This window comes from Photobacterium sp. 1_MG-2023 (genome assembly GCF_030547945.1).
Lineage (GTDB): Bacteria > Pseudomonadota > Gammaproteobacteria > Enterobacterales > Vibrionaceae > Photobacterium.
Window position 1 is genome coordinate 149,528 of record NZ_JAUORR010000008.1, and the last position, 21,728, is coordinate 171,255.

The window sequence follows — 21,728 nt, forward strand, 5'->3', positions numbered from 1 at the left end:
AGGCCCCCTTTTACTCATTCTGGTGACAAAGGGCAGATTAGCCAGCCATTTGCTTTTCTTTGATCTCTGCCAGTGTCTTACAGTCGATGCACAGATCGGCTGTCGGACGTGCTTCCAGGCGGCGGATACCAATTTCAACACCACAGGAATCGCAGAAACCGAAATCGTCATCTTCGATACGTTGCAGCGTCTTTTCAATTTTCTTGATCAGTTTACGCTCACGATCTCGGTTACGCAGTTCCAGGCTGAACTCTTCTTCCTGTGCTGCACGGTCAACTGGATCCGGGAAGTTAGCGGCTTCGTCTTGCATGTGGTTTACAGTACGGTCAACCTCTTCACGCAATTGGTTGCGCCAAGCTTCAAGAATTTTACGGAAGTGCTCAAGCTGAGCTTCACCCATATATTCTTCGCCGGCTTTTTCCTGATATGGGTCAACCCCAGCAATAGCCAGGATGCCTAGCGATTTTTTAACCTTGCTCTCTGGCATATAGCATCTCCTAACATATACCGAATAACCGTCACTGGTTAATTTTGGCGGGTATCTATAGCAGAAAGGATATAACGTGGCAATTGCTGCATCTCTTCAATTTTATACCAATGTGAAGAAAGCATCATTTTTCCTTAAGACTGCGCAAATTCTACCCGCTGGCTTAACGTCAGCGCCGTGGGGCTGATGTCTGCACGGTAACAGAAGACTTCAACACCCGATTTTTCTGCTTGTTTTAGTAAGTCCTCATAGACCGGGTCTATATGGTGTGCTGCAGCGACATTTTCAATCCCTGAATGCAGAACCGCAAAAAATAAGACTGCACGCTGTCCGTTTGCCGCCACTTCCGCCAGCTCTCTTAAGTGCTTCTGACCTCTGGTGGTGACCGCATCGGGGAAGTATCCGCGACCGTCTTTTTCCAGCAGTGTCACACTTTTTACTTCGATAAAGCAGGCGGGGAGTGAAGGGTCGTCCAGTACAATATCTACCCGGCTGTTTTCAGTACCATACTTCACTTCCGTGCGCAATGAAGCATAGCCCGATAATTCAGGGATGTGGTCATTTTTGAGCGCTTCGACCACAATCTGGTTGGCTCTGGCTGTATTAATGCATATCCAGTCACCGGATTGCGTCTCGGTCAGTTCCCAGCTGTGAGCGTATTTTCGCTTTGGGTTATCAGAGGTGGAATACCAGATGGTTGCCCCCGGTTCTGCGCATCCGGTCATGGCGCCAGTGTTGGCGCAATGCATCGTCATTTCCGTGCCATCGGGCAGGGTGACATCGGCCAAAAATCGTTTGTAGCGACGAATCAGGGTTGCGGGTTGCAGGGGCGGGTTGAAAATCATGGACTGTCCTGTGAAGCGTGATGAAGTGGCCATTGGTTGACTAATCGGTAACGGACTCCGGGTCCGTCGGCTTCAGAAATATACAGGCCAAAACGCTGAAAGTGAAAATGAAAATCGGGCGACAGGTTTTCCAGTACCGGACGCTGGCGTACATTTTTCTTCAGGGTGATGTGCGGTGTGTATTGCCGGGTATCACGCGGCAGGCCAGTCGCTTCGGCAATTTTTCCCAGTTGTTCTGCCAGTTGTAACAGCGCAGGCGGCGATTGCTCTGCGCCCATCCAGATCACCCGGCTGCGTTTCCAGTAGCGGATAAAATTGAATACAACGCTGAAAGCTGGGATGGTCAGTTGATCAGTTGCCTGAAGCAGTTGCTGCTGTTGCGCCTCGGTGACCTGCCCGAGAAACGCCAGTGTCAGATGCAGGTTTGCATCAGGCACGACCCGACCACGGCCGGGAAAGTGGTCTTTGAAATAGCAGAGTTGCTGATAAGGCTGCAGATTTTCTGCCGGTGGTTCGGTCAGCGGCAGGGCAAAAAACATCCGTTTGCCGTCTGTCTGCTGGCCGTACACGGCGGGCTCGTTTGGCACAAAAGCATCTGTTGAAGTCATGGTTGCTACTCCTGACAGGGACAGGCGATCAATCCACTTGTGACTGACTCGAATACGCCGATGGTTGCGGTTGGGCAGCCCGGTGCTGAACCTTACATCTTGCGGCGACATGGGTATACAATAGAAGCGTTTTTGCTAACCGGTTCAAACCTCAGCAAATCCAACCCCTCAATCAAAGATGACACAAGGTGTTCACATTGTCACAGCTCCCCATTGAAGTTGTTCTGCCTGATATCGCTGCGACGCTTCAGCGCCAGACTCAGATCATTCTGAAAGCACCACCCGGTGCGGGTAAATCGACCCGGCTACCGTTGTTTCTGCTGGAAAGCCAATGCATTGACGGCAAAATCATTTTGCTGGAACCCCGGCGGCTGGCTGCGCGGAATATTGCTGCCTATCTGGCATCGCAACTGGGTGAGCGTGTGGGTCAGACGGTCGGGCTGCGGGTTCGGGGAGAAACCCGGATCAGTGCGGCAACAAAGCTGGAGATCGTGACTGAAGGGGTGATGACCCGGATGCTGCAGCAGGATCCGGAATTGTCCGGGATCGGCATGCTGATCTTTGATGAATTTCATGAACGCAGTCTGCACGCGGACACTTCGCTGGCACTGGCGCTGGAAGTGCAGGAAGCGTTCCGGGACGATCTGAAACTGCTGGTGATGTCCGCCACGCTGGATCATCAGGCGCTGCAGTCACTGCTCCCGGATGCTGAGTATCTGTCATCTCAGGGACGCAGTTATCCGGTGGCGTTTCGGTATCAGCGTCAGGGCACCTCGGCTCAGCAGACACCGGGTGTGTCGATTGAGTGGACGGGACGGCAGCTCCTCAGGCTGCTGGACGAAGAAGCGGGATCCATGCTGGTTTTCCTGCCCGGCGCGGGCGAGATCCGTCGTCTGGCGGAATGGCTGACTTCGGCTGTTGCACCCGATGTGATACTGGCGCCGCTTTTCGGGCAGCTCGACAGCAAACCCCAGCAACAGGCGATTCAGCCTGCCCCGGCAGGCAAGCGAAAAGTGGTGCTGGCAACCAACATTGCGGAAACCAGTCTGACCATTGAAGGGATCCGGCTGGTGGTGGATACCGGCTGGGAACGGGTTTCGCAATGGGATCCGAAAACCGGGATCAGTCGGCTGGAATTAGTGCGGATTGCCCGCTCTTCGGCAGAGCAGCGGGCAGGCCGTGCCGGACGACTGGCGCCCGGCATTTGCCTGCGTTTGTACAGTGAAGACTTGCTGGCCCGCCAGCCCGCAGTTCCTCAGCCAGAAATTTTACGGGCCGATCTGAGTTCACTCGCGTTGGAACTGGCACAATGGGGATGTGCTGCGGCCAGCGAATTGCGCTGGTTGGATGTACCGACAGATGCTGCCATGCAGCAGGCACAGGCTTTATTGTTGTCGCTCGGCGCACTGGATGCGCGCGGACAACTGACCGCCAAAGGTCAGGTCATTCAGCAACTGGGGGCGGAGCCCCGGCTGGCAGCCATTCTGGCCCATGCACAGTCGTTACCGGCGCCAGCTCAGATCACGGCAGCCATGCTGGTGGCTTTGCTGGAAGAGCCGGTGCGAGGCGTGGAGAATCCGGATTTGTCCTGGCAACTTCATCTGATGGAATCGGGCAAGTTACCGCGTGCCTCACAGTATCTGCAGCGTGCCGGGCAACACTGGCATAAGCTCACCGGCCAGGCCGCTCAAAAGCCGCAATGGCGGCTGGAGAGCCGTTGGTTAGCTGAACTGATGGCTGCCGGTTATCCCGACCGGATCGCCTTGTCGCGCGGTCAGAACGGACGCTTTCAGCTGGCAAACGGGCAGGGCGTCAGTGTTGATGATGCGCAGGTGCTGGCCGGAGAGTCGGCGCTGGTCGTCGCGGATGTGGTGAAAACCCGTCAGGGAGACAGCCGGGTGTTCAGTGCGGTGGCCGCGGACATTGATCAGTTGCAACAGACACTGCCGCAACTGTTCCATGAACAGGAGTGGCTGGACTGGGATGATAAAAAAGGGCGGCTTGTCGCAGAAAAGCAATGCTGTTGTGGCAAGCTGATCATCCGGCGAACCCCGATGGAGAACCCCGATCCGGCACGGGCCAGTGAAGCTTTGCTGAATGCCATTTGCCGACAAGGCTTGCAGGTCCTCCCGTGGCAAGCGCACAGCGAAAATTTGCTGACTCGGGCCCGCTGTGCCCGGGAGTGGCTGCCGGAGCTTGAATTACCGGCCTTGGATGAAGACAGTCTGCTGGTGGCACTGTCGCAATGGTTGCTGCCGTTTATGACGGGCATCAGCACCATGAAGGGATTGGCGAAGCTGGATCTGGTGGCCGCGCTGGAAGCGTATCTGGGGTGGGATAAGGCCAGGCTGTTAGACGCGGCGCTGCCGACGCATTATGAAGTCCCGACAGGCTCTCGTTACCCCATTCGCTATCAGCCGGGACAGGCGCCGGTGCTTGCGGTGCGGATGCAGGAGATGTTCGGAGAACAGGCCTCACCTTTGATCGCCAATGGCAACGTGGCTGTGGTACTTGAGCTGTTGTCTCCGGCCCAGCGGCCCCTTCAGATCACGGCCGATCTGGCCGCATTCTGGCAGGGCGCATACAAGGATGTTCAGAAAGAAATGAAAGGCCGCTATCCGAAGCATGTCTGGCCGGATGATCCGGCGACCCATGCACCCACGAGAAAAACGAAAAAATATTTATAACGTACAGCTCTAACACTGTCCGTCCAGACCCAAAAAGAAATCATGATGACCCAAGCGCTGAAGTGCCGTCAGGCGGCTCCGAAAAAAACAACTGAGAAAAAGCCGGCTCCCAAGAAACCGGCCACACCCCGCAAAACACCGGCCAGAAAAGGGACTAAGGCTGCGACGGCGAAGAAAACCACCAAACCCTCGGCGAAAGCGCCAGCCAGAGGCAACTGGCTGTCCCGGATCGGGCGCTGGGTATTCTTCTCCAGCCTGAAACTCGGGCTGGCTATTCTGGCAGTCGTGTTCGTGATGGGGATCTATCTCGATAATCTGGTCCGGGATAAATTTGAGGGTCAGCTCTGGGACCTGCCAGCCGTGGTGTATGGCCGGGTTCTGGATCTTGAGCCGGGGCAGGCGGTGACGCTCAGTGAGGTCCGCCGCGAACTGGATACCCTGCAGTATCAGAAGGTCAGAACACCGCAGCGGGCGGGCGAGTATTCTGCTTCGTCCACCCGGATTGAATTGATCCGTCGTCCGTTTGAGTTTGAGGACGGCTATGAAAGCCAGCGTCACGTGATGCTGACCTTTGATGACAGTGGTTTGCGTCAGGTGTTTGATCTGGGCCGCGAGAAGTCTTTGGGCTATCTGCGTATCGAGCCCAAAATGCTCGGGATGCTGGGCACCAAAGAAGGAGAGCAACGTATCTTTACGCCCCGGAATGAGTTTCCGGAAGTGTTGGTGGATGCGCTGCTCGCGACGGAAGACCGTGATTTCTACCACCATGGCGGGGTGTCGCCCATGGCGATTCTGCGCGCTGCACTGGTGAACCTGAAAGCCGGACGCACGGTGCAGGGGGGAAGTACCCTGACTCAGCAGCTGGCCAAAAATGTTTTTCTGACCCGTGAGCGGTCGCTGTGGCGAAAAATTCAGGAAGCCTACATCGCGATTATCATCGATTACCGGTACAGCAAAGACAGGATCCTGGAAGCCTATCTGAACGAGGTTTATCTGGGACAAAGTGGCAGCCGTGAGATCCATGGCTTCGGGCTGGGCGCGCGCCTCTATTTCGGACGGCCGCTACAGGAATTACGCATCGATCAATTGGCAATGCTGGTTGGGATGGTGAAAGGGCCGTCATATTACAATCCGTGGCGTCACCCGGAGCGTGCGAGAGATCGGCGGGATCTGGTGCTGCGCTTGATGCTGGATCAGGACATTCTGACGGGCAGAGAATACGAACAGGCGGCCACACGGAAGCTGGATCTACAGAAGCAGGCGGTGATCGCGAGTCGTCAGCCTGCCTATTTCCAGTTGCTGCAGCGCGAGCTGAAAGAGAAAGTGGGCAACCGTTTTACGCCGGGCGTCGGGCTGCGGATTTTCAGTACGCTGGATCCGGTCTCTCAGCAGGAAGCCGAGCAGGCGGTGGCGACCTGGATACCGGCGCTGGAGAAAAAAGCCGGTGGCGACATTGAAACAGCGATGGTGGCCGTGGATCGTCATACCGGTGAAATCCGGGCGATGATCGGCGGCAGCCGTCCGGGTTATGCCGGTTTTAACCGGGCACTGGACGGGCGACGCCAGATTGGTTCTCTGGTGAAACCCGCGGTGTATCTTGCTGCGTTGCGGCAGCCGGAGCAATTCAGTCTGGCGACCACGCTGGATGACAAACCCATCCTGCTTAAAGGTAATCAGGGCAGTGAATGGCGGCCACAGAACTACGATCGGAAATTCCGTGGTCAGGTGCCGCTCTATTACGCGCTGTCCCGTTCTCTCAATGTCCCGACAGTGAACCTGGGCCTCAAAGTCGGTTTGGATCAGGTTATTCATACGCTGACGGATTTAGGCGTGTCTGAAAATGAAGTGCCGCGTCTGCCATCGATTTTGCTGGGCGCGATCACGCTGTCACCATTTGAAGTCAGTCAGATGTATCAGAGCCTGACCAGTGGCGGACGCCGGGCGGATCAGACGGCTTTGCGCGCCGTGGTCGATCGTCAGGGCAAGATGTTGTATCGCCACATTCCCTCAGGCCGTCAGGTCGTGCCGGAACAGGCAGCATGGCTGACGACGTACGCCATGAAGCAGGTCGTCAGTCAGGGCACGGGGCGCTATCTACAACCCAGGTTCGGCTGGGCAACGCTGGCCGGTAAAACCGGCACCACCGATGATACCCGGGATAGCTGGTTTGTCGGCGCGGATGGCCGGGAAGTGGTCACGGTCTGGATTGGCCGGGATGATAACAAGCCGGTGAAACTCACCGGGGCCAGCGGTGCACTGCGGTTATACAGTGGTTATCTGGAACGGCGTCAGCCGGAGCGGTTACAGCTGAACTGGCCGCAAAAACTGAGCACGCTGAAATACCACCGCCTGAATAATGGCACGCTGGGGCTGGATTGCCGGGGCGAGCAGTCGCTACCGGCCTGGGATCCAAACGGGCAGATGGCCGCACAGTGTCGCGAAAGCAAGCCGGAAGGCTGGATCAAAGAGATGTTTACCTGGTAAGGCCATGGGCCTTACCGGATGCACCGTACTGAGTTTAGCTTTCCGGATCGAAGTAATAAGAAATCCGGGCTCTCGGATTCAGGTACTGACGGATGGGCTCTGGCAGTTTGTGGGGCAAGAGCGCCCGTTCAATGGTCAGTTCGCTTTCTTCCAGATCCAGAATCGGCGCTTCGTTTGACGGTACGCTGGGTTCATAGAGCAGGATATTCGGGTAAAGCAGCCGTTTGGCGTTCACGGAAATCACCATCCCGATTTGCTGGTTAGACAGCAGTACCACACTGCCCGGCGGGTAGACACCCATCATCCGGACCAGTTGCGCAATAAACTCCTCGCTGTATTGCCCTTTTTTATGCTTGAACAAATAGGACAGTGCACTGTAGGGGATTCTGGCTTTCGAGGGGTCCATCGGGTGACACAGGTTATCATAAGCGTTCACCACAGCCACCAGTTGGGCAAACCGGTTAATTTGATGTCCTTTGAGTCCCAGAGGATAGCCGGTGCCGTCCATGAGCTCATGGTGCTGGCTGAGGATCGGTTTGGCCGCTTCGGGAAAATGCTCCCCTAATTCTGCCAGCTCCAGGCTGTATTTCGGGTGTAGCTTGAGGAAATTTGCCTCCGGTTCTGTCAGGGGCGAGATTTTCCGCAGAATATGGGTCGGGATTTTGTGTTTCCCGATATCGTGAAACAGGGCCCCCAGCGTAATGATCTTAATATCGTTGGCGGGCATACCCTGTGATTTTGCCAGCAACATCGACAGAACAGCCACGTTCAGGGAGTGGTAGTAAATATCTTCCGACTCTTTGACATCGTTCATCAGATGCAAAGCCAGATTATCGTTATCCAGCAACGCATCAACCATATCATTCACCAGTTCCGATGCGTCTTTAAAGGCCGTGACTGGCCGGTTTTTAATTTTCTGAGAAATTGCACGTAACTGAGATAAAGAGCGCTGGAAGCTTTTCTCACAGCGCTGCAGGTTTCTTTTGTAGTTTTTCAGGTGTTCAATTCGGCGCTGCTTTTCCTGCCATAACTTATCTGCCAGTTTGTGAAGAAACCGGGTTTCTTGATCTGAAATGGCGTGTTGCGGTGCGTGATTTTCTGAGAGGGGCGGGTTGTCGCTTTTGTCCGGAAAGTGGAAAACAAACTTCAGGCCCAGTCCACGAATGAGGCGAATTTGATGTTCATCCTTTATTTTGAAGTGATTCAGCATAAAGGGATGCTCCGTCCATTGCAGTGGCAGCTTGATATACAGGCCGGGAGTTAAACACTCTGTCGGGAGTCTTACGCTTGTCATTACCTTGTTCTATCAAATTGAATGTCAGGCAGGACGATAACCACCCTGTGCATGTCATGCTGCGACAGTGGGGCAGGGCTGGGTAAAAATTGCCGAAACAAGAAAGAGAATATTTATCACAAAGCCATCGAAAAATCGATGAATAAGAATAACGTCAGTAAAGAAATAGGCTGAAAGTAATGAAAGATGCTTATGGGAAATGAAGATAAAAAAAACCTCGCAAAAAGCGAGGTTTAAAAGATGGTGCCGACTACCGGAATCGAACTGGTGACCTACTGATTACAAGTCAGTTGCTCTACCTACTGAGCTAAGTCGGCGTTTTTTTGTTCTTAAGTTATTCTTAAATAACTAAATTTGGCTCCCCCTGCTGGACTTAACGCGGCCGGCCAGGCCAGCGACATTGAGCACATCGTGCTCACCCAGCTAAAGGGCATACACTGCATCTTGGCAATGTAATTAATTTGGCTCCCCCTGCTGGACTTGAACCAGCGACATACGGATTAACAGTCCGCCGTTCTACCAACTGAACTAAGGGGGAATTGTTCTTTATTATGACGTTACCAGAACACCACAAATCAAATGATGGTGCCTCGAGGCGGAATCGAACCACCGACACGAGGATTTTCAATCCTCTGCTCTACCGACTGAGCTATCGAGGCAACGGGGCGCATTAAAAAGGTTTTCCGGACTATCGTCAACGGTTTTCTAGAAAAAAAAATGCAACTTCCCTTTTTTTGTGCTGATTGTCCGTATTTTGAGCTGAATTCATGGCGTTAGCCTAAGCAACACGGGGAATGCTGTGATTTCATTTCTTCACTTTGCGTCATTTCTCTTGCCATCCTGAAGTCTGGAAAACACCTCTGTTGAGTTCACTTGATTTGTTGGTCGATTTTTATCCGGTGTCATCCTTACATCGGATGATAATTGTGATCAATATCACTTCGCTTACTTATTTCGCAAATATAAATGAAACTGATAATTGATCTCATTATCTTCTGTCGGCATGATGTGCGCCCTGTTTAATGGGCAGAATATTGCTTTTCCTGATTGCGTTGTTAATAGGTTGTCATTTGGGGATGAAAAGTTTCTTGATAGGTATGGCGCAGGCCGTTGTGATGGCTCTGTCCTGGGCTGGATCTGCGCAAGCCGCAGAACCTGTAGTTCAGGCCAGCCAGTATCCATCCGATGCGTGGTTGCGCGATGATTCGCGGCAATCGGCAAGGGTTCTGAATTTTCTTCGTACTGAGAATCAGCACACGGCGAAAACTCTCTCACCACAGCAACCTTTGGAAACAGCACTGCGCCATGAGTGGCAGTCTCGTCAGGCAACGATCGCTGAAAGACCCTGGCATCTGGCCGGGACCTACAATTACCGGCTGAGCAAGGGGGTGTTGTGGCAACAGCACGCTAAGAGCGGGACAGTGAAGACTGTTGCCGATCTGAGCAAACGCAGTCAGCATTCGGATTATTATCACCTCGGCAGCTGGCAGGTGAGCCCGGATCATCGCCTGCTGGCGATCACTGAAGACCGGCGTGGCGACCGAAATTACGCACTGACTGTGTTGGATCTGCGCACGGGTCAGATCAAGGCAACCTTGACTGAGGCGGCGAGCACGGATCTGGCCTGGAGTCAGGACAGCCAAAGCCTGTACTTTGTTGAGAATGAATCCGGCACGTACCGGCCATTTGCGGTGCGTCGCTGGTCGCTGACTACGGCGACACAAACCACGATTTTCCGGGAAGACAATCCGGCCTGGCTCGTTTCCGTGTATGCCGCCACTGCAGATCAATACCTGTTGATTCAGTCCAATAATCACAACACCAGCGAGCAGTGGCTGATTCAGAGTAACAGGGGTCAGTCGCTGGGGGTGATTCGCCCACGGGAATCCGGCATTGAATATTATGCCGATGTCCGTCATGGCCGTTTATTTTTGTCCAGCAATCTGAACGGTGATTTTGCGCTGTACCAGAGCGCGCTTCCGAAGACAGCCCATCGGGGGGCGTCGTCTCAGGCTGCATGGCAACCGCTCTGGCAACCGGAAAACAATCAGCACATCAAGAACTGGCTGCTGTTTCCGGAGCATATTGTGCTGGAAGTGACAGCGCAGAATCTGAGCCGTCTGGTGGTGCTGAACTATCAGGGTGTCGTCCAGAACGATAGCCCGATCACCCCTGCGGGCGGTGTCGCCTGGCTGTCGGGTAATACGAACCGCTACGGCCAGTCGGTGATGATCCGCAGGATGTCGATGACACAGCCGCCGCAGTGGCAAGCGTTCAGTCTGAAGCAGCAGACCTTCAGGGTTGTGGCAGAAGATCGTTATCCCGATTTTGCACCGGACAATTACCGGACGGAGCAAATTCAGGTTCGCCATCAGGGCGTTTCTGTCCCGGTTACACTGGCGTATCGAGCCGATCGTTTGACGCAGACATCGCCGGTCATCCTTTACGGTTATGGCGCTTACGGCACGCCGGTTCGTCCTTATTTCATGCCGCAGATCATCAGCTTGCTGGATCGGGGCGTGATTTATGCGATTGCCCATGTCCGGGGCGGCGGTTATCTGGGACCGGACTGGTATACGCAAGGGAAAGGGGTCAATAAGCCCCGTGCTTTCGATGATTTTCTGGCTGTGGCTGAAGTGATGAAAGCTTTTCATCATGGCCAGAACCGCCCGATTCTGGCACTGGGCGGCAGTGCCGGTGGCACACTGGTTGCTGGCGCCCTGAATCGCCAGCCTGATTTATTTTCCGGTGCCGTGCTTCAGGTGCCCTTTGTGGATGTGATCGCCACGATGTCGGATCCCAGTTTGCCGCTGACCCGTCAGGAATATGCGGAGTGGGGCGATCCGAGTGATCCGGCGCAGCGCGCCGTGATGGCGAGTTACAGCCCGAACGACAATATTTCCGCTCAGGCTTATCCTCCGATGCTGGTGACGGCCGGATTGTATGACACGCAGGTGCCTTACTGGGAGCCCGCCCGGTGGGTGATGCGCGTGCGTGAAAACAGTCTGAATCCGGGGCCGTATTTGCTTCAGACCGATCTGTCTGGCGGACACCGCCAGGATGCCCGGCAGGCACAACAGCAGCAAGCCCGCGAGTATGCTTTCCTGCTGAGTCTGGTGTCCTCCGGGACCGAGTCTCCCTGAGATGAAATTGAATCAGTCCCGTCTGGCTTCCTGTGAAGCCGGAGGGGCTGCTTTTACCTGAATCAACCTTCACTTGTAATTTTTTGTTGAGAACCGGAGTTTGCACCATGCAGTTAAAGCCTATCCCCCTGGCTTTGTATGCCTTGTCCAGTACCACTGGCCTGATGAGTTTTCACAGCCTGGCCGCCCAGCAGCCAGATGCGAAAAAGATGGAAACCGTGGTCGTTACGGCGACCCGCATTGAGCAACCGTTGTCTGAAACCAACGGCTCTGTCGCCGTGATCACCCGTGACGATATTGAGCGCGAGGGGGCGACCGAGCTGTACGATGTACTGTCGCATGAACCGGGTGTGAGTGTCAGTGGTGGTGCCGGTCGTCCGCAAAATATCACGATCCGGGGGATGAGCGGCAACCGGATCGCGGTGATCAAAGATGGTGTCAAAGTGGCAGATGGTTATGGCGCCAGCGATCTGAACGATGTCGCAGGTCATAACAGTTTTGATCTGGGTGACGTCAAACAGATTGAGGTGGTGAAAGGGGCTGACTCGTCGCTCTATGGCTCTGGCGCGATTGGCGGTGTGGTGGTCCTGACGTCGAAAACCCCGAGCGATTATCTGGGCAGCGAGGATCATTATGTTGGCCTGACAGGGGGATATTCAGGCATCAGCGATAAATATATCTCGACGCTGACCACAGCAGCCCGGATGGGTGACACCGCGCATCTGGTGCGCCTCAGCTACTGGCAGGGCAGCGAGACCAAAAACCATGAGCAGTCCCTGTATGTCCGCGATATTGACGGGATCAATGCGGCGCTGACCAGTGAATGGTTCCTCAATGGCAGCTGGCTGCTCAAAGGCAAGGTGGATTATTACAACCAGCAGGTTCGCCGGGCGCAGGGGATTGCCCCGACTCAGATGGACGGCATCTGGGAAGCGACTTCGTTTCTGGAAGAAGCGGATACTACCACGCTGTCCGTGCGCGCAGGCGCTGAGTGGGAAGGTGAAAGTTTGCTGGCTGATCAGGCGGATATCAATCTGTATTACCGTCAGACCGACACAGCCAGTGACAAAGATATTGGCATGCAGCGTACGCAGGAAGGGCTGGTATTCAAGCGCCGTCAGTCTGAAAACCGGGCTTTTAATGATCACCTGATCGGCGTGTCGTCTGATCTGCAAAAGCAGGTCAGCCTGGGTGATGTTGAACATACATTTGCCTGGGGTGTTGCACTGGAAAGTATGTTGCATGAGCGCCCGATCAATGTGCGTGTCGTGGACTGGACCGGGAACATGCTGACGGACTCGGAACCTTTTGCGACGGCCAGAACGAACACTTTTGGCATCTATGTGCATGATGACATTCGCTGGGGCAAATGGAATCTGGCACCGGGGCTGCGTTTCGACGTCCAACAGATGTCGTCTGAGGTGGAGGACACCATTGGCGGCTACCCGCTGCATGAGCTCAGCAGCAGCGAGCTTTCTCCAAGCTTGTCTCTGGCTTACCAGTGGACGCCGGCACTGAAATCTTACCTGAGTTACACCCATGGCTTTTTGGCGCCGTCTTATGCCAAGGCGTATGGCTTTGTCCCGCACTTGTCGAGCGATCTGGGGAATTTCGTCATCCGGCCCAATGCGGATCTGGATGCGGAAACCAGTGACAATCTGGAGTTGGGAGCCAAATACGACGACGGTCAGCTGGCTGTCTACGGCGCGCTGTTCTATTCCGTTTTCGATAACTTTATCAGTGAAAAAACCATCGGTTGGAATGACGCCGGCAAGTACGCCGAGGTGCAGTATCAGAACCTGAATGGCGTGAAAACTTATGGTGCCGAGATGACGGTCAGCTACTGGTTCAACGACCGTCTGAATCTGGCCACGCAACTGGGCATTGTTGATGGCGAAGATGAGCACGGTGAACCGATTCGGACCCTGACGCCGCTGGAAGGCAACTCCATGCTGATTTACCAGCAGGACAGTCTGAATGGCTTCATGCGGGTGAATTACGCTGCGGCGATGGATCAGGTCCCCAGTTGTGCAGACAGTTTGGGGATCCGTCAGAACTGCGCAACAACCTCGGGTTGGATGACGATGGATGCGGGCGTTGGCTATGACGTGACGCCAGATTTTCGGATCAATGCGGCGGTGCATAACCTGTTTGATCGTGAATACACCCGATATCAGGACGTGGCCGGTGTGACAGAAGCACAAACCACCTTTGCGACCGAGCCGGGCCGCTATTTCAGCGTGAACGCCAAGTACCGTTTTTAAGGATGCCGGGATGAAACGATCTTTACTGACTCTGGCGGCGATCTTGTGTGCGCCGCTTCAGGCCCAGCACCTGATTTACCCGCTGGACACCCCGGCGATTCACAACAGTGATGACGCGCTGGCGTATGTTCAGGCGCGATATCCGCAAACCGACCGGCTGGCGCTGCGGGGCACCCGTCAGAGCCTGCTGGGTACGCATTATCATTTTGTGCAGCAGCAGGCTTCAGGTCAGTTCTGTGAAGGCGCCATCGTGGTGACCACGGACAGTCATGGTCAGCTTCACCGTCTGTTCAATCATCTGGTGGATAACGTCGACGAGTGCGCGCTGAATGTGCCATTGCCACCGCGTCCGCACACCTTACTGACGCCGCCGCAGGGCGACATTGTTCAGACAGCGATGACGGTGTTTGATCCGGATCCGCGCACCGCGACGGGTCGTGCCCTTGAAGCGGATCATTCAGATGTGGATGAGATTGTGATTCCGGCTGAGGCTTACACCACGGTGTCCGGCGTGGAAGTCACGCGAAAAGACGGCCAGTTGTATCTGAGCAATGATCGGGTAATGGCAATCGATATTCAGTCGATGACAGCACTGGATGTCGGGCCGCAGCAAGGTCTGGTGACCGTTGCAGACGGACAGCCGTTTGATTTCACCCGGCAGTCTGCAGCGTTTCGGGATGTCAATGCGTTCTATCACCTGGATCAGTCGTTGCAATATCTGGCCAGCCTGGGCTTTACGGGAGAGCGGGCTCTGTTTACGGCGCCGCTGAAAATTGATGCGCAGGGCCAGAGCACCAATAACTCGACCTATCTGGATGACGTCAGCATCCTGTCGATGGGGGTGGGTGGCGTGCCGGACAGTGAAGATGCGGATGTGGTGCTGCATGAATTCGGCCACGCCATCAACGATATGCTGGTGCCGGACTGGAAAGGCGGAGACACCGGCGCCATTGGTGAAGGTTTCGGCGATTACTGGGCCGGGGCTTACAGTTTCTGGGTTCAGCGTCATCGGAATGAACGCTTTGAATTGGATGTTTTTGCCAATTGGGATGGGGCAGCAGGCGCGGTGAAATCCCGTCGATCGCTGCATGATGACGATGCCCGCTACAACCGTGACATGGAATACCGGGCCCATATTTCCGTGGCCGGCACATTGGGCGATGAACTGTGGTCAACGCCTCTGTTTCAGACCCTGAAGCAGGCGGAAGCCGTCTATGGCGAGGCGGCTTTTGATGAATTCAATCGGGTGGTGATCGAAGGCATGGCCGGGATGGGCTATGGCATGAAGATGGACGATCTGGCCCGCTCCACCGTGGATGCGGCGCAGCGCCTTTATCCGCAGAAAGACTATGCCCAGTGGCTCACCGCTCGTTTTCTTCACCATGGCATTCTGAATGACACCGTTGTTCTGGCTCAGGCAACTTCTGCGCTGGCAGTGACCGGAAAGCATCTGACGGACTTCTCTGTCGCGCTGGCCAATGACAGTGAGCAGACACTGGCCGCTTTGAGTGCTCAGTTGTCCATGCCTGCGCTGAACTGGCATCAGCAGGTACAGGCAACGCAGGTTGTGCCAGGTGCCGTGACTGAGGCCAGAGAAGCCATTCAGGTTCCTGCTTCGCTGCAATGCGGTGAAGCCATTCAACTGACTGCTGATATTACGGTGACGCAGCATGCGGCCCAAAAATCCCGTCATAGTCAGCAGCAACTGAGCTTTACCTACGGCGTGCCAACATTGTCACAGCCGTTGAAAGTGCTGAATGTAGCCCTGTCGGATGCCCGTCAGATCAATGACGGCGGCAAGATATTACTGGGTGAATCCATGGATGCTCTGAAAGTGCCAGCAGGTGCCGGGCTGGTATCGGATGACTTTGGTATTCAGCTGTCTGTATCGCATCCGCGTTTTTCTGATCTGCGGGTGGTGGTCCGTACACCGTCAGGCCGGAGCTTTCCGCTGATGACTTACCAGTCATCGCCTCTGACCGAAAAAACCTACACCTTTACCCAAGGGAGTACCCCGGCACTGTCGACGCTGGTGGGGGAGCCGATGTCCGGAAACTGGGTGCTGGAAGTGACCGACCGGGTGACAGGGCAGCGCGGCACCCTCAAAGCCTGGGGGATTGGTGCAGTGACCGGGTATGACTGCGGCCATGCAGAGACCGCCCAACCGAACAAAGACAACACCGTAAAACCAGACAACCAAGGCACATCCGGCGGGGGGGCGCTCGGGGTGCTGAGCCTGCTGTTTGGCCTGGCGATGGCGTTTCTGAGACGCCGCCCATTTTAATTCGAAAGAAGTGAGAATCAGATGAATTCAATCCAACTTGCGGTCTTGCCGGTTGCGCTGACCATGGTTCTGAGCGGATGTAATGGCTCGGGCTCCGGCAGCAGCAATTCAGGTGATCAGCATCAACCGACCTATGACGTCAGCGGTCGTGTCTCTTCTGAATCGGTTGACCTGCCGATGACAGTATGTGCGGATGTCAATCGAGACTGGACATGCAGCACCGATGAGCCATCGCTCAAAGCCACGCAATATCACTTTACCCTGACCAGTACAGACATCCGGGTGAAAACTTCCCCGCTGCTGGTTCAGGCCACGCCAGTGGTTGCGGCCCGCTCAACGGCAACGACGGCATTGAATCTGGCTGCGCCCGCTGCCCGTGAAAATGCGCACACGCTGATCAATGGAGTCACTACTCTGGTGGTCGGTGAAATGCTGTCCGGTGCCAGCCTGAATACAGCGATTGCTTCGGTGAAAAATCACCTGACAGCATTGGGAATGACGCCGCCATCAGATTTGCTGGCAGGCAGTGATGATGCCGTACTGGCAGAACTGGATGGCAAGGTGCTGTCTCTGCTCAGCCAGTTGAGCAGCCGCCATACAGATTATGGCGTTGTGGTTGCCGGTGCTGCGAAAGGTCTGGGCATGTATGGTGCCGATCTGATGGCCGATACGCTGGATGAAGAGAAGCTGGAGAAAATCCTGGCACTGGGCCGGATGTCGGTCAAACAGCTCAATGATACTGGCATGGTTCAGCATCTGAATCTGTCGACAGGTGCTTTGACCGATGAGCCGGATCCCGGTGCACCGGGACAGGATGCCAGTTTCGGACTGGATGTGACCGAGGGCGGTTTCAAGTTCACCAAACTGGACGCCAAGGGGCAGCCGTTGCCTGAAGACAGTGCGACCTGGCATTGTGTGAAAGATGAGCGCAGTGGCCTTGTCTGGGAAATCAAAGCGGATGATACGGGCTCATTCCGCGACAAACACCGTCTGTTTGCACTGGAAACCGAGACCGTGAAGCCACATGCCGATGAACTCGCGCTGGCGTCTTGCAGCTCGGATCAACTGGAAGCCTGCACAACTCTGGCGTACAGCCAGAAACTGAATGAATCAGCACTGTGCGGGAAAACAAACTGGCGTCTGCCGACCATGCATGAACAGTATGACTTGCTCGATTTCAGTGAAACGGCAACCGACGTAAACAACAACATTTATGGCCTGACGGTGACATTCTTCAACGATCTGTGGATCGGCAGTGAAGACTTACCTTATGGCTTCTACTGGTCTTCAACCCTGCTGCGAACGGATCCCGGTTATACCTCAGGTAAAGCGATTACCTATCTGACGCAGATGACGGGTGCTGACGGTGGCACAGGATTGGGCGAAATCACGGCCTATCAGGCACTGTGTGTGCCGGGTGAAGAATGTCTGTCGCCAAATGTGATGGCAGTTCGGATGGTTGCGGAATAAGGAATCAAATGATGTTGAAAAAAATTGCTGGCGTATGGTTCTGTGCGCTGCTGTGCTCAGCCAATGCGATGGCTGCATTTCAGTCCTGCTATCAGGATATGTCCGGCAGCGCCCCGGATATCCGTTTTCAGGAAAACAAGCATGGGACTGTGACGGATCTGCAGACTAATCTGGTCTGGCGTCGTTGCCTGATGGGCACATCGTGGGATTCGGTGCAGCAAACCTGTGTAGGTGCGCGGGAAGGTTACAGTTGGAAGAAGGCGCTGTTCCAGATTGATCTGAACGAGAAGCACAAAGTGGTGGATGGGGTTTCCGGGTGGCGGTTGCCCAACATCAAAGAGTTGGTGAGCCTGCGTGAGGTCGCCTGTATTTCACCGGCATTGAACCTCAAAGCTTTCCCGGGCCTGATCCGGACCGAAGATGAACAATGGGAAGTCACCACCAATGTCTGGTCGTCGACGCCGCATGCCGCAAGTCAGACGATTCTGAGTCTAGGCCTGAATGATGGCATGGTGATGCATTACGGCTATCAGGATTTTGAGCTGGGTGTGTTGCTGGTGAGTGACGGCGCGCAGTAAGCGAATGGTGCATCTGAGACAAACCCCACGGCAACGTGGGGTTTTTATGATCAGGGCTGAGGCCTGGTTCAGGATTTTAGGCTGAATTTTCCGGTCCATTTTTCCAGCTCATGATACAGCCCCTGTAATGAGCGGGTACTGTGATGGCTCTGACCGACCACCTCAGACAACTGTCTGCCGCTGTCTTCTATCGTATTGATCCGGTTTGAAATATCGTCGCTGACCTGCGTCTGTTCTGCGGCCGCGGCTGCGATCTGATGGCTCATCTGGGTGATGCTCTCCAGCGCCGAGACAATCTGCTGCAAGGCTTCCGAAGCCTCTTGCGACTGCTGCACTGTGGTCTGGCTGGTGGCTGCACAGGTTTCCATGGTCTCAATCGCATTGCGGGAACCACTTTGCAGACGGCTGATCATCTGCTGGATCTCTTTGGTGCTGTTTTGTGTTCTGCCCGCCAGATTCCGGACTTCATCGGCCACCACGGCAAAGCCGCGGCCCTGCTCACCGGCACGGGCTGCTTCAATTGCAGCGTTCAGCGCCAGCAGATTGGTCTGCTCGGCAATATCGCCAATCACTTCCAGCACCCGGGCAATGCTGTTCACTTCGGTATCCAGATGTGCAACCGCCTGACTGGCTGTGCCCAGTTGATCCGCCAATCCCTGAATATTGCCAACGGTCGACAGAATCAGCGTCTGGGTGACCTGACTCTGTTCGTCGGCGCGTTCGGTGTTCTTGGCCGTATCGCTGGCAGAGGCTGCCACATTGTTGGCAGAAGAGGCCATTTCAGTCATTGCCGTTGCGATCATGGCCGTGGACTGCTGCTGGTCATCGGTCAGATTGGCAATTACTTCGGAACGGGACGAGACGTGATCAATTTCCTGACGCAGTTCCGCCATCGACTGTTTGAGCTGATTCACCAGTTCTGCCAGTGACAGACTCATGGTCTGGACGGCGAAGTAAATACTACCTGGGATCGCTCGGGTCTCAAAACGAGTGGTAATCCGGCCATCTGCAACGGCCTGAACGGCGGTCTGAACTTCATGAGGCTCTCCGCCCAGCAGATTCAGAATCCGCTTACTGGCGAAAATCAGGACGGCCAGAATGGCTGTTGTGATAAAGATGCACAAGATGAGCTGCCAGCTCGCGGTAGACCAGAAACGCTGATTGACTTCGTTATAGCCGATTCCGGTGCCAACATACCAGCCCCACAGGGGGGAACGACGGGCGATTGAGCGTTTCTCTTCAATGCTGCCGTCCGCTTGTTTTTGGGTCCAGATATACTGCGCCAGCTGATTGCCGCTGGTCGCAACGGCCTGTTCCAGAATGGAGCCGACACTTTTTCCGTGACCATCTTTGAAGTCGTGGAAGCTGGTGCCGTGCAATTGCGGATCCAGTGGTGCGGCGATAAAGTTGAGTTGTTCATCCGCGACATAAACATACTCATTGTCTTTGTAAATGTTATTGCGCAATAGCCGGGTCGCCATCGCCTTGGCTTCTGATTCGCTCAGTAAACCTTCTTTGGACATCTTCTCGAATTCCACCAGCGTACTGTAAGTACTGGTGAAGAGTTGTGTGACTCTGGATTCGTTGTCCTGATTACTGGCGACGCGTAATGTCCATAATCCGGTGATCATAATGACCAGCATTGCGGCCAGAATAATTCCGGAAAGCAAATAAGTTTGTGTTCTGAGTTTCATTCCCTGCTCTCTACATCATGCTTATGAGACCCGTATCATTATTTTGAATCGGGGTTATTTTTCTTCGCAAAAATACTAGATCAGGTTGTGTAACGTGAAGAGAAGAAAAGTGACAAAATATGATCCTGCTTAAGAGGTTCAATATTCGTCATTTACCAATGAATATTATTGTGAAACGTGAGAACTAGCATTTAGTGCTATTGGTGGCATATCTGGGTGAAAAAGATGGGCCAGTAATGGCCCATCCGAAGTTTGGCGGGTTAATTGAGTGCCCAGACTGCTGCCTGTCCGGGTTGTTCACCTTTGGTCCACCATTTTGCGGTATAGACCAGACCTTCAAACAGTACTTTATCACCTGCGACATACGCCTGATTGGCATCCCAGGCGGGCGCTGCTGGCAGCAGCTTGATATCCAGCTGGTAAGTGTAATCCCTGTTTTTCAGGAAGATCTGATTGCCATAGAGATCCTGAGCGTCAAACACAATACTGCCATCCGTCCCTTGTTTTCCGACCTGCACCTGCTGCGGGTAGGTCTGATTGACAGTGTCTGCTAAAGTCGCCGCCCAGACCGACTGGGACTGGTTGGCGGCTGTGATGGCCAGTTGCTCAGAAACAGCTTCAACACCGTTTTGGTCGAAGATCCGGAACCAGACGGTTTCATCCGGCTGGGCAATGTCTGTCGCTTTCACAAAAGCACCTGCTGGGGTCCATGCATCCGGCTGACCGGTATCCGAACCTGCAAACCGGATGTCGGTACAGTTGTAAAAGCCTTCACCAGCCGGGTCATCACGCTGCCAGCGGGAAAAGAGAATCGCATCGCCCGTTCTGTCGGTGGGTAAGGTGATGGTCATCTGATAATACTTGAGGCCGTTAATGGTGGTGGTTGGGATATTGCCGACATCCGCGATGAGCTCCAGATCGCCCCAGGTCAGCACCTGTGTGGCACTGTCGAAGCCTGGCTTGGTCAGGTAGAACTTCCAGAAGCTCGGGTTGTGGGGCGTCTCAGCGCGATATAACACACTGAGCTGACCTTGATTGGTCGTATCAATGGTTGTTTTCTGCCAGTAAGGGGAGGGGAGGTCCATCCCGGATTTCTTGCTGTCTGCGGCAGAACATAGTTTGCCATCGGGGATGGCCAGCTCAACAGCAGCCTGATTGTTAAAGTCCGACACCAGTTTGGCAAATTCCGGCTTTTGTACAAAGGGATACCAGCCGGACTCAAGGAAGGCTGCCCGGCAGGCTGCATTCGGAATGGTCGAGCCATCCGTTGAATCCCAGTAGCCACCGTCTTGTGAACAGATTTCCTGTCTGGCTGGCGGGTACTCCATGTACCCGTGTGCCTGTGCTGTTGTTGATAAGGAACTCATGATTGAACCGGCGCCCAGCAACCATATCCCTTTCCGCCACGCGGTATTTTGAAGCAACATTTTCTCTCCTTAAAAAAGCGTTATGTGCATATTTGCATTAGATGGTTTGGACGAGTCGAAAGGAACTGGCAATCAGGAGTATGTTAAGAGAGGAAGTGACTCAAACCCTGTCAGTTTTTCTTACATCAGATACGAAATACTTGGGACTAATCGCAAGTTTTTTAATCAAGGCAAAAAAGAATGGCGTGCTGAGAATTCTTGTGAAAGAGGAATTGTCAGAATGCGCAGCATTCAGAATGTCGAAACGCTGATGGCAGAGGAGAAGAGGATCCGATGAATCTTGAGTTTTGTCGGGACGCATAAAGAAAAACCCCGGTCTTTCGACCAGGGCTTCTGAAGTGGCTCCCCCTGCTGGACTTAACGCGGCCGGCCAGGCCAGCGACAATGAATGCGCAGCATTCAGAATGTCGAAACGCTGATGGCAGAGGAGAAGAGGATCCGATGAATCTTGAGTTTTGTCGGG

At 54.4% G+C, this 21,728-nt stretch carries 14 protein-coding genes and 3 tRNA genes; 7 read left to right on the forward strand and 10 right to left on the reverse strand.

The window, feature by feature from the left end:
* Positions 1-37: 37 nt before the first annotated feature.
* The 3 genes from dksA to thpR form a co-directional block, all read right to left on the reverse strand.
* Entirely contained in the window at positions 38-487 is a 450-nt protein-coding gene (dksA, locus tag Q4579_RS09690; RefSeq protein ID WP_046220528.1) for an RNA polymerase-binding protein DksA, read from the reverse strand.
* A gap of 134 nt (positions 488-621) precedes the next feature.
* The gene (sfsA, locus tag Q4579_RS09695; protein WP_303563573.1) at positions 622-1,332 is read right to left on the reverse strand and encodes a DNA/RNA nuclease SfsA; all 711 of its coding nucleotides are present in this window, start codon (positions 1,330-1,332) and stop codon (positions 622-624) included.
* Complete coding sequence (gene thpR, locus Q4579_RS09700) at positions 1,329-1,940, reverse strand: RNA 2',3'-cyclic phosphodiesterase (RefSeq protein ID WP_303563575.1); 612 nt, start codon at positions 1,938-1,940, stop codon at positions 1,329-1,331. Before thpR ends, sfsA begins: the two co-directional genes overlap by 4 nt.
* Before the next feature lie 197 nt (positions 1,941-2,137).
* Between thpR and hrpB the strand changes: the two genes are divergently transcribed.
* Together hrpB and mrcB are read left to right on the forward strand one after the other, a co-directional pair.
* The gene (gene hrpB, locus Q4579_RS09705) at positions 2,138-4,627 is read left to right on the forward strand and encodes an ATP-dependent helicase HrpB (protein WP_303563598.1); all 2,490 of its coding nucleotides are present in this window, start codon (positions 2,138-2,140) and stop codon (positions 4,625-4,627) included.
* Between the two features lie 42 nt (positions 4,628-4,669).
* Positions 4,670-7,111: a penicillin-binding protein 1B gene (mrcB, locus tag Q4579_RS09710; protein WP_303563576.1), complete on the forward strand. Its 2,442-nt coding sequence runs from the start codon at positions 4,670-4,672 to the stop codon at positions 7,109-7,111.
* Between the two features lie 34 nt (positions 7,112-7,145).
* Here the strand turns inward: mrcB and Q4579_RS09715 are convergent, their stop codons facing one another.
* The 4 genes from Q4579_RS09715 to Q4579_RS09730 all read right to left on the reverse strand — a co-directional run bounded on the left by Q4579_RS09715 (position 7,146) and on the right by Q4579_RS09730 (position 9,064).
* Entirely contained in the window at positions 7,146-8,405 is a 1,260-nt protein-coding gene (locus tag Q4579_RS09715; protein ID WP_303563578.1) for an HD-GYP domain-containing protein, read from the reverse strand.
* A gap of 241 nt (positions 8,406-8,646) precedes the next feature.
* Positions 8,647-8,722, reverse strand: a tRNA-Thr gene (locus tag Q4579_RS09720).
* A 145-nt stretch (positions 8,723-8,867) separates the two neighbouring features.
* Positions 8,868-8,943: transfer RNA gene (locus tag Q4579_RS09725), tRNA-Asn, on the reverse strand.
* Positions 8,944-8,988: 45 nt separating this feature from the next.
* A tRNA-Phe gene (locus tag Q4579_RS09730) sits at positions 8,989-9,064 on the reverse strand.
* Positions 9,065-9,481: 417 nt separating this feature from the next.
* Here Q4579_RS09730 and Q4579_RS09735 point away from each other — a divergent pair.
* From Q4579_RS09735 to Q4579_RS09755, 5 genes are all read left to right on the forward strand, one after another.
* Positions 9,482-11,548 carry a prolyl oligopeptidase family serine peptidase gene (locus Q4579_RS09735; protein WP_303563580.1) on the forward strand — a complete coding sequence of 689 codons (2,067 nt, stop codon included), beginning with the start codon at positions 9,482-9,484 and terminating at the stop codon, positions 11,546-11,548.
* Between the two features lie 107 nt (positions 11,549-11,655).
* Complete coding sequence (locus tag Q4579_RS09740; RefSeq protein WP_303563581.1) at positions 11,656-13,812, forward strand: TonB-dependent hemoglobin/transferrin/lactoferrin family receptor; 2,157 nt, start codon at positions 11,656-11,658, stop codon at positions 13,810-13,812.
* A gap of 10 nt (positions 13,813-13,822) precedes the next feature.
* On the forward strand, positions 13,823-16,096 hold the full coding sequence (locus tag Q4579_RS09745) for a proprotein convertase P-domain-containing protein (protein ID WP_303563582.1): 2,274 nt from the start codon (positions 13,823-13,825) through the stop codon (positions 16,094-16,096).
* A gap of 21 nt (positions 16,097-16,117) precedes the next feature.
* Entirely contained in the window at positions 16,118-17,566 is a 1,449-nt protein-coding gene (locus Q4579_RS09750) for a DUF1566 domain-containing protein (protein ID WP_303563583.1), read from the forward strand.
* An 11-nt stretch (positions 17,567-17,577) separates the two neighbouring features.
* The gene (locus tag Q4579_RS09755; protein WP_303563584.1) at positions 17,578-18,144 is read left to right on the forward strand and encodes a DUF1566 domain-containing protein; all 567 of its coding nucleotides are present in this window, start codon (positions 17,578-17,580) and stop codon (positions 18,142-18,144) included.
* Positions 18,145-18,212: 68 nt separating this feature from the next.
* Here Q4579_RS09755 and Q4579_RS09760 read toward each other — a convergent pair whose 3' ends face one another.
* The 3 genes from Q4579_RS09760 to Q4579_RS09770 all read right to left on the reverse strand — a co-directional run.
* Complete coding sequence (locus Q4579_RS09760) at positions 18,213-19,838, reverse strand: methyl-accepting chemotaxis protein (RefSeq protein ID WP_303563585.1); 1,626 nt, start codon at positions 19,836-19,838, stop codon at positions 18,213-18,215.
* A gap of 260 nt (positions 19,839-20,098) precedes the next feature.
* Positions 20,099-21,265, reverse strand: a complete 1,167-nt coding sequence (locus tag Q4579_RS09765) for a lytic polysaccharide monooxygenase (RefSeq protein ID WP_303563586.1) — start codon at positions 21,263-21,265, stop codon at positions 20,099-20,101.
* Positions 21,266-21,365: 100 nt separating this feature from the next.
* The coding region (locus tag Q4579_RS09770) for a hypothetical protein (RefSeq protein WP_303563587.1) at positions 21,366-21,728 on the reverse strand (363 nt) is incomplete at its 5' end.

What these genes read in the sequence shown, in the direction of transcription:
- dksA (WP_046220528.1), bottom strand. Translation starts at nt 487, where the DNA reads ATGCCAGAGAGCAAGGTTAAAAAATCGCTAGGCATCCTGGCTATTGCT.
- sfsA (WP_303563573.1), bottom strand. Translation starts at nt 1,332, where the DNA reads ATGATTTTCAACCCGCCCCTGCAACCCGCAACCCTGATTCGTCGCTAC.
- thpR (WP_303563575.1), bottom strand. Translation starts at nt 1,940, where the DNA reads ATGACTTCAACAGATGCTTTTGTGCCAAACGAGCCCGCCGTGTACGGC.
- mrcB (WP_303563576.1), top strand. Translation starts at nt 4,670, where the DNA reads ATGATGACCCAAGCGCTGAAGTGCCGTCAGGCGGCTCCGAAAAAAACA.
- Q4579_RS09715 (WP_303563578.1), bottom strand. Translation starts at nt 8,405, where the DNA reads ATGACAAGCGTAAGACTCCCGACAGAGTGTTTAACTCCCGGCCTGTAT.
- Q4579_RS09735 (WP_303563580.1), top strand. Translation starts at nt 9,482, where the DNA reads ATGAAAAGTTTCTTGATAGGTATGGCGCAGGCCGTTGTGATGGCTCTG.
- Q4579_RS09740 (WP_303563581.1), top strand. Translation starts at nt 11,656, where the DNA reads ATGCAGTTAAAGCCTATCCCCCTGGCTTTGTATGCCTTGTCCAGTACC.
- Q4579_RS09745 (WP_303563582.1), top strand. Translation starts at nt 13,823, where the DNA reads ATGAAACGATCTTTACTGACTCTGGCGGCGATCTTGTGTGCGCCGCTT.
- Q4579_RS09750 (WP_303563583.1), top strand. Translation starts at nt 16,118, where the DNA reads ATGAATTCAATCCAACTTGCGGTCTTGCCGGTTGCGCTGACCATGGTT.
- Q4579_RS09755 (WP_303563584.1), top strand. Translation starts at nt 17,578, where the DNA reads ATGTTGAAAAAAATTGCTGGCGTATGGTTCTGTGCGCTGCTGTGCTCA.
- Q4579_RS09760 (WP_303563585.1), bottom strand. Translation starts at nt 19,838, where the DNA reads ATGAAACTCAGAACACAAACTTATTTGCTTTCCGGAATTATTCTGGCC.
- Q4579_RS09765 (WP_303563586.1), bottom strand. Translation starts at nt 21,265, where the DNA reads ATGTTGCTTCAAAATACCGCGTGGCGGAAAGGGATATGGTTGCTGGGC.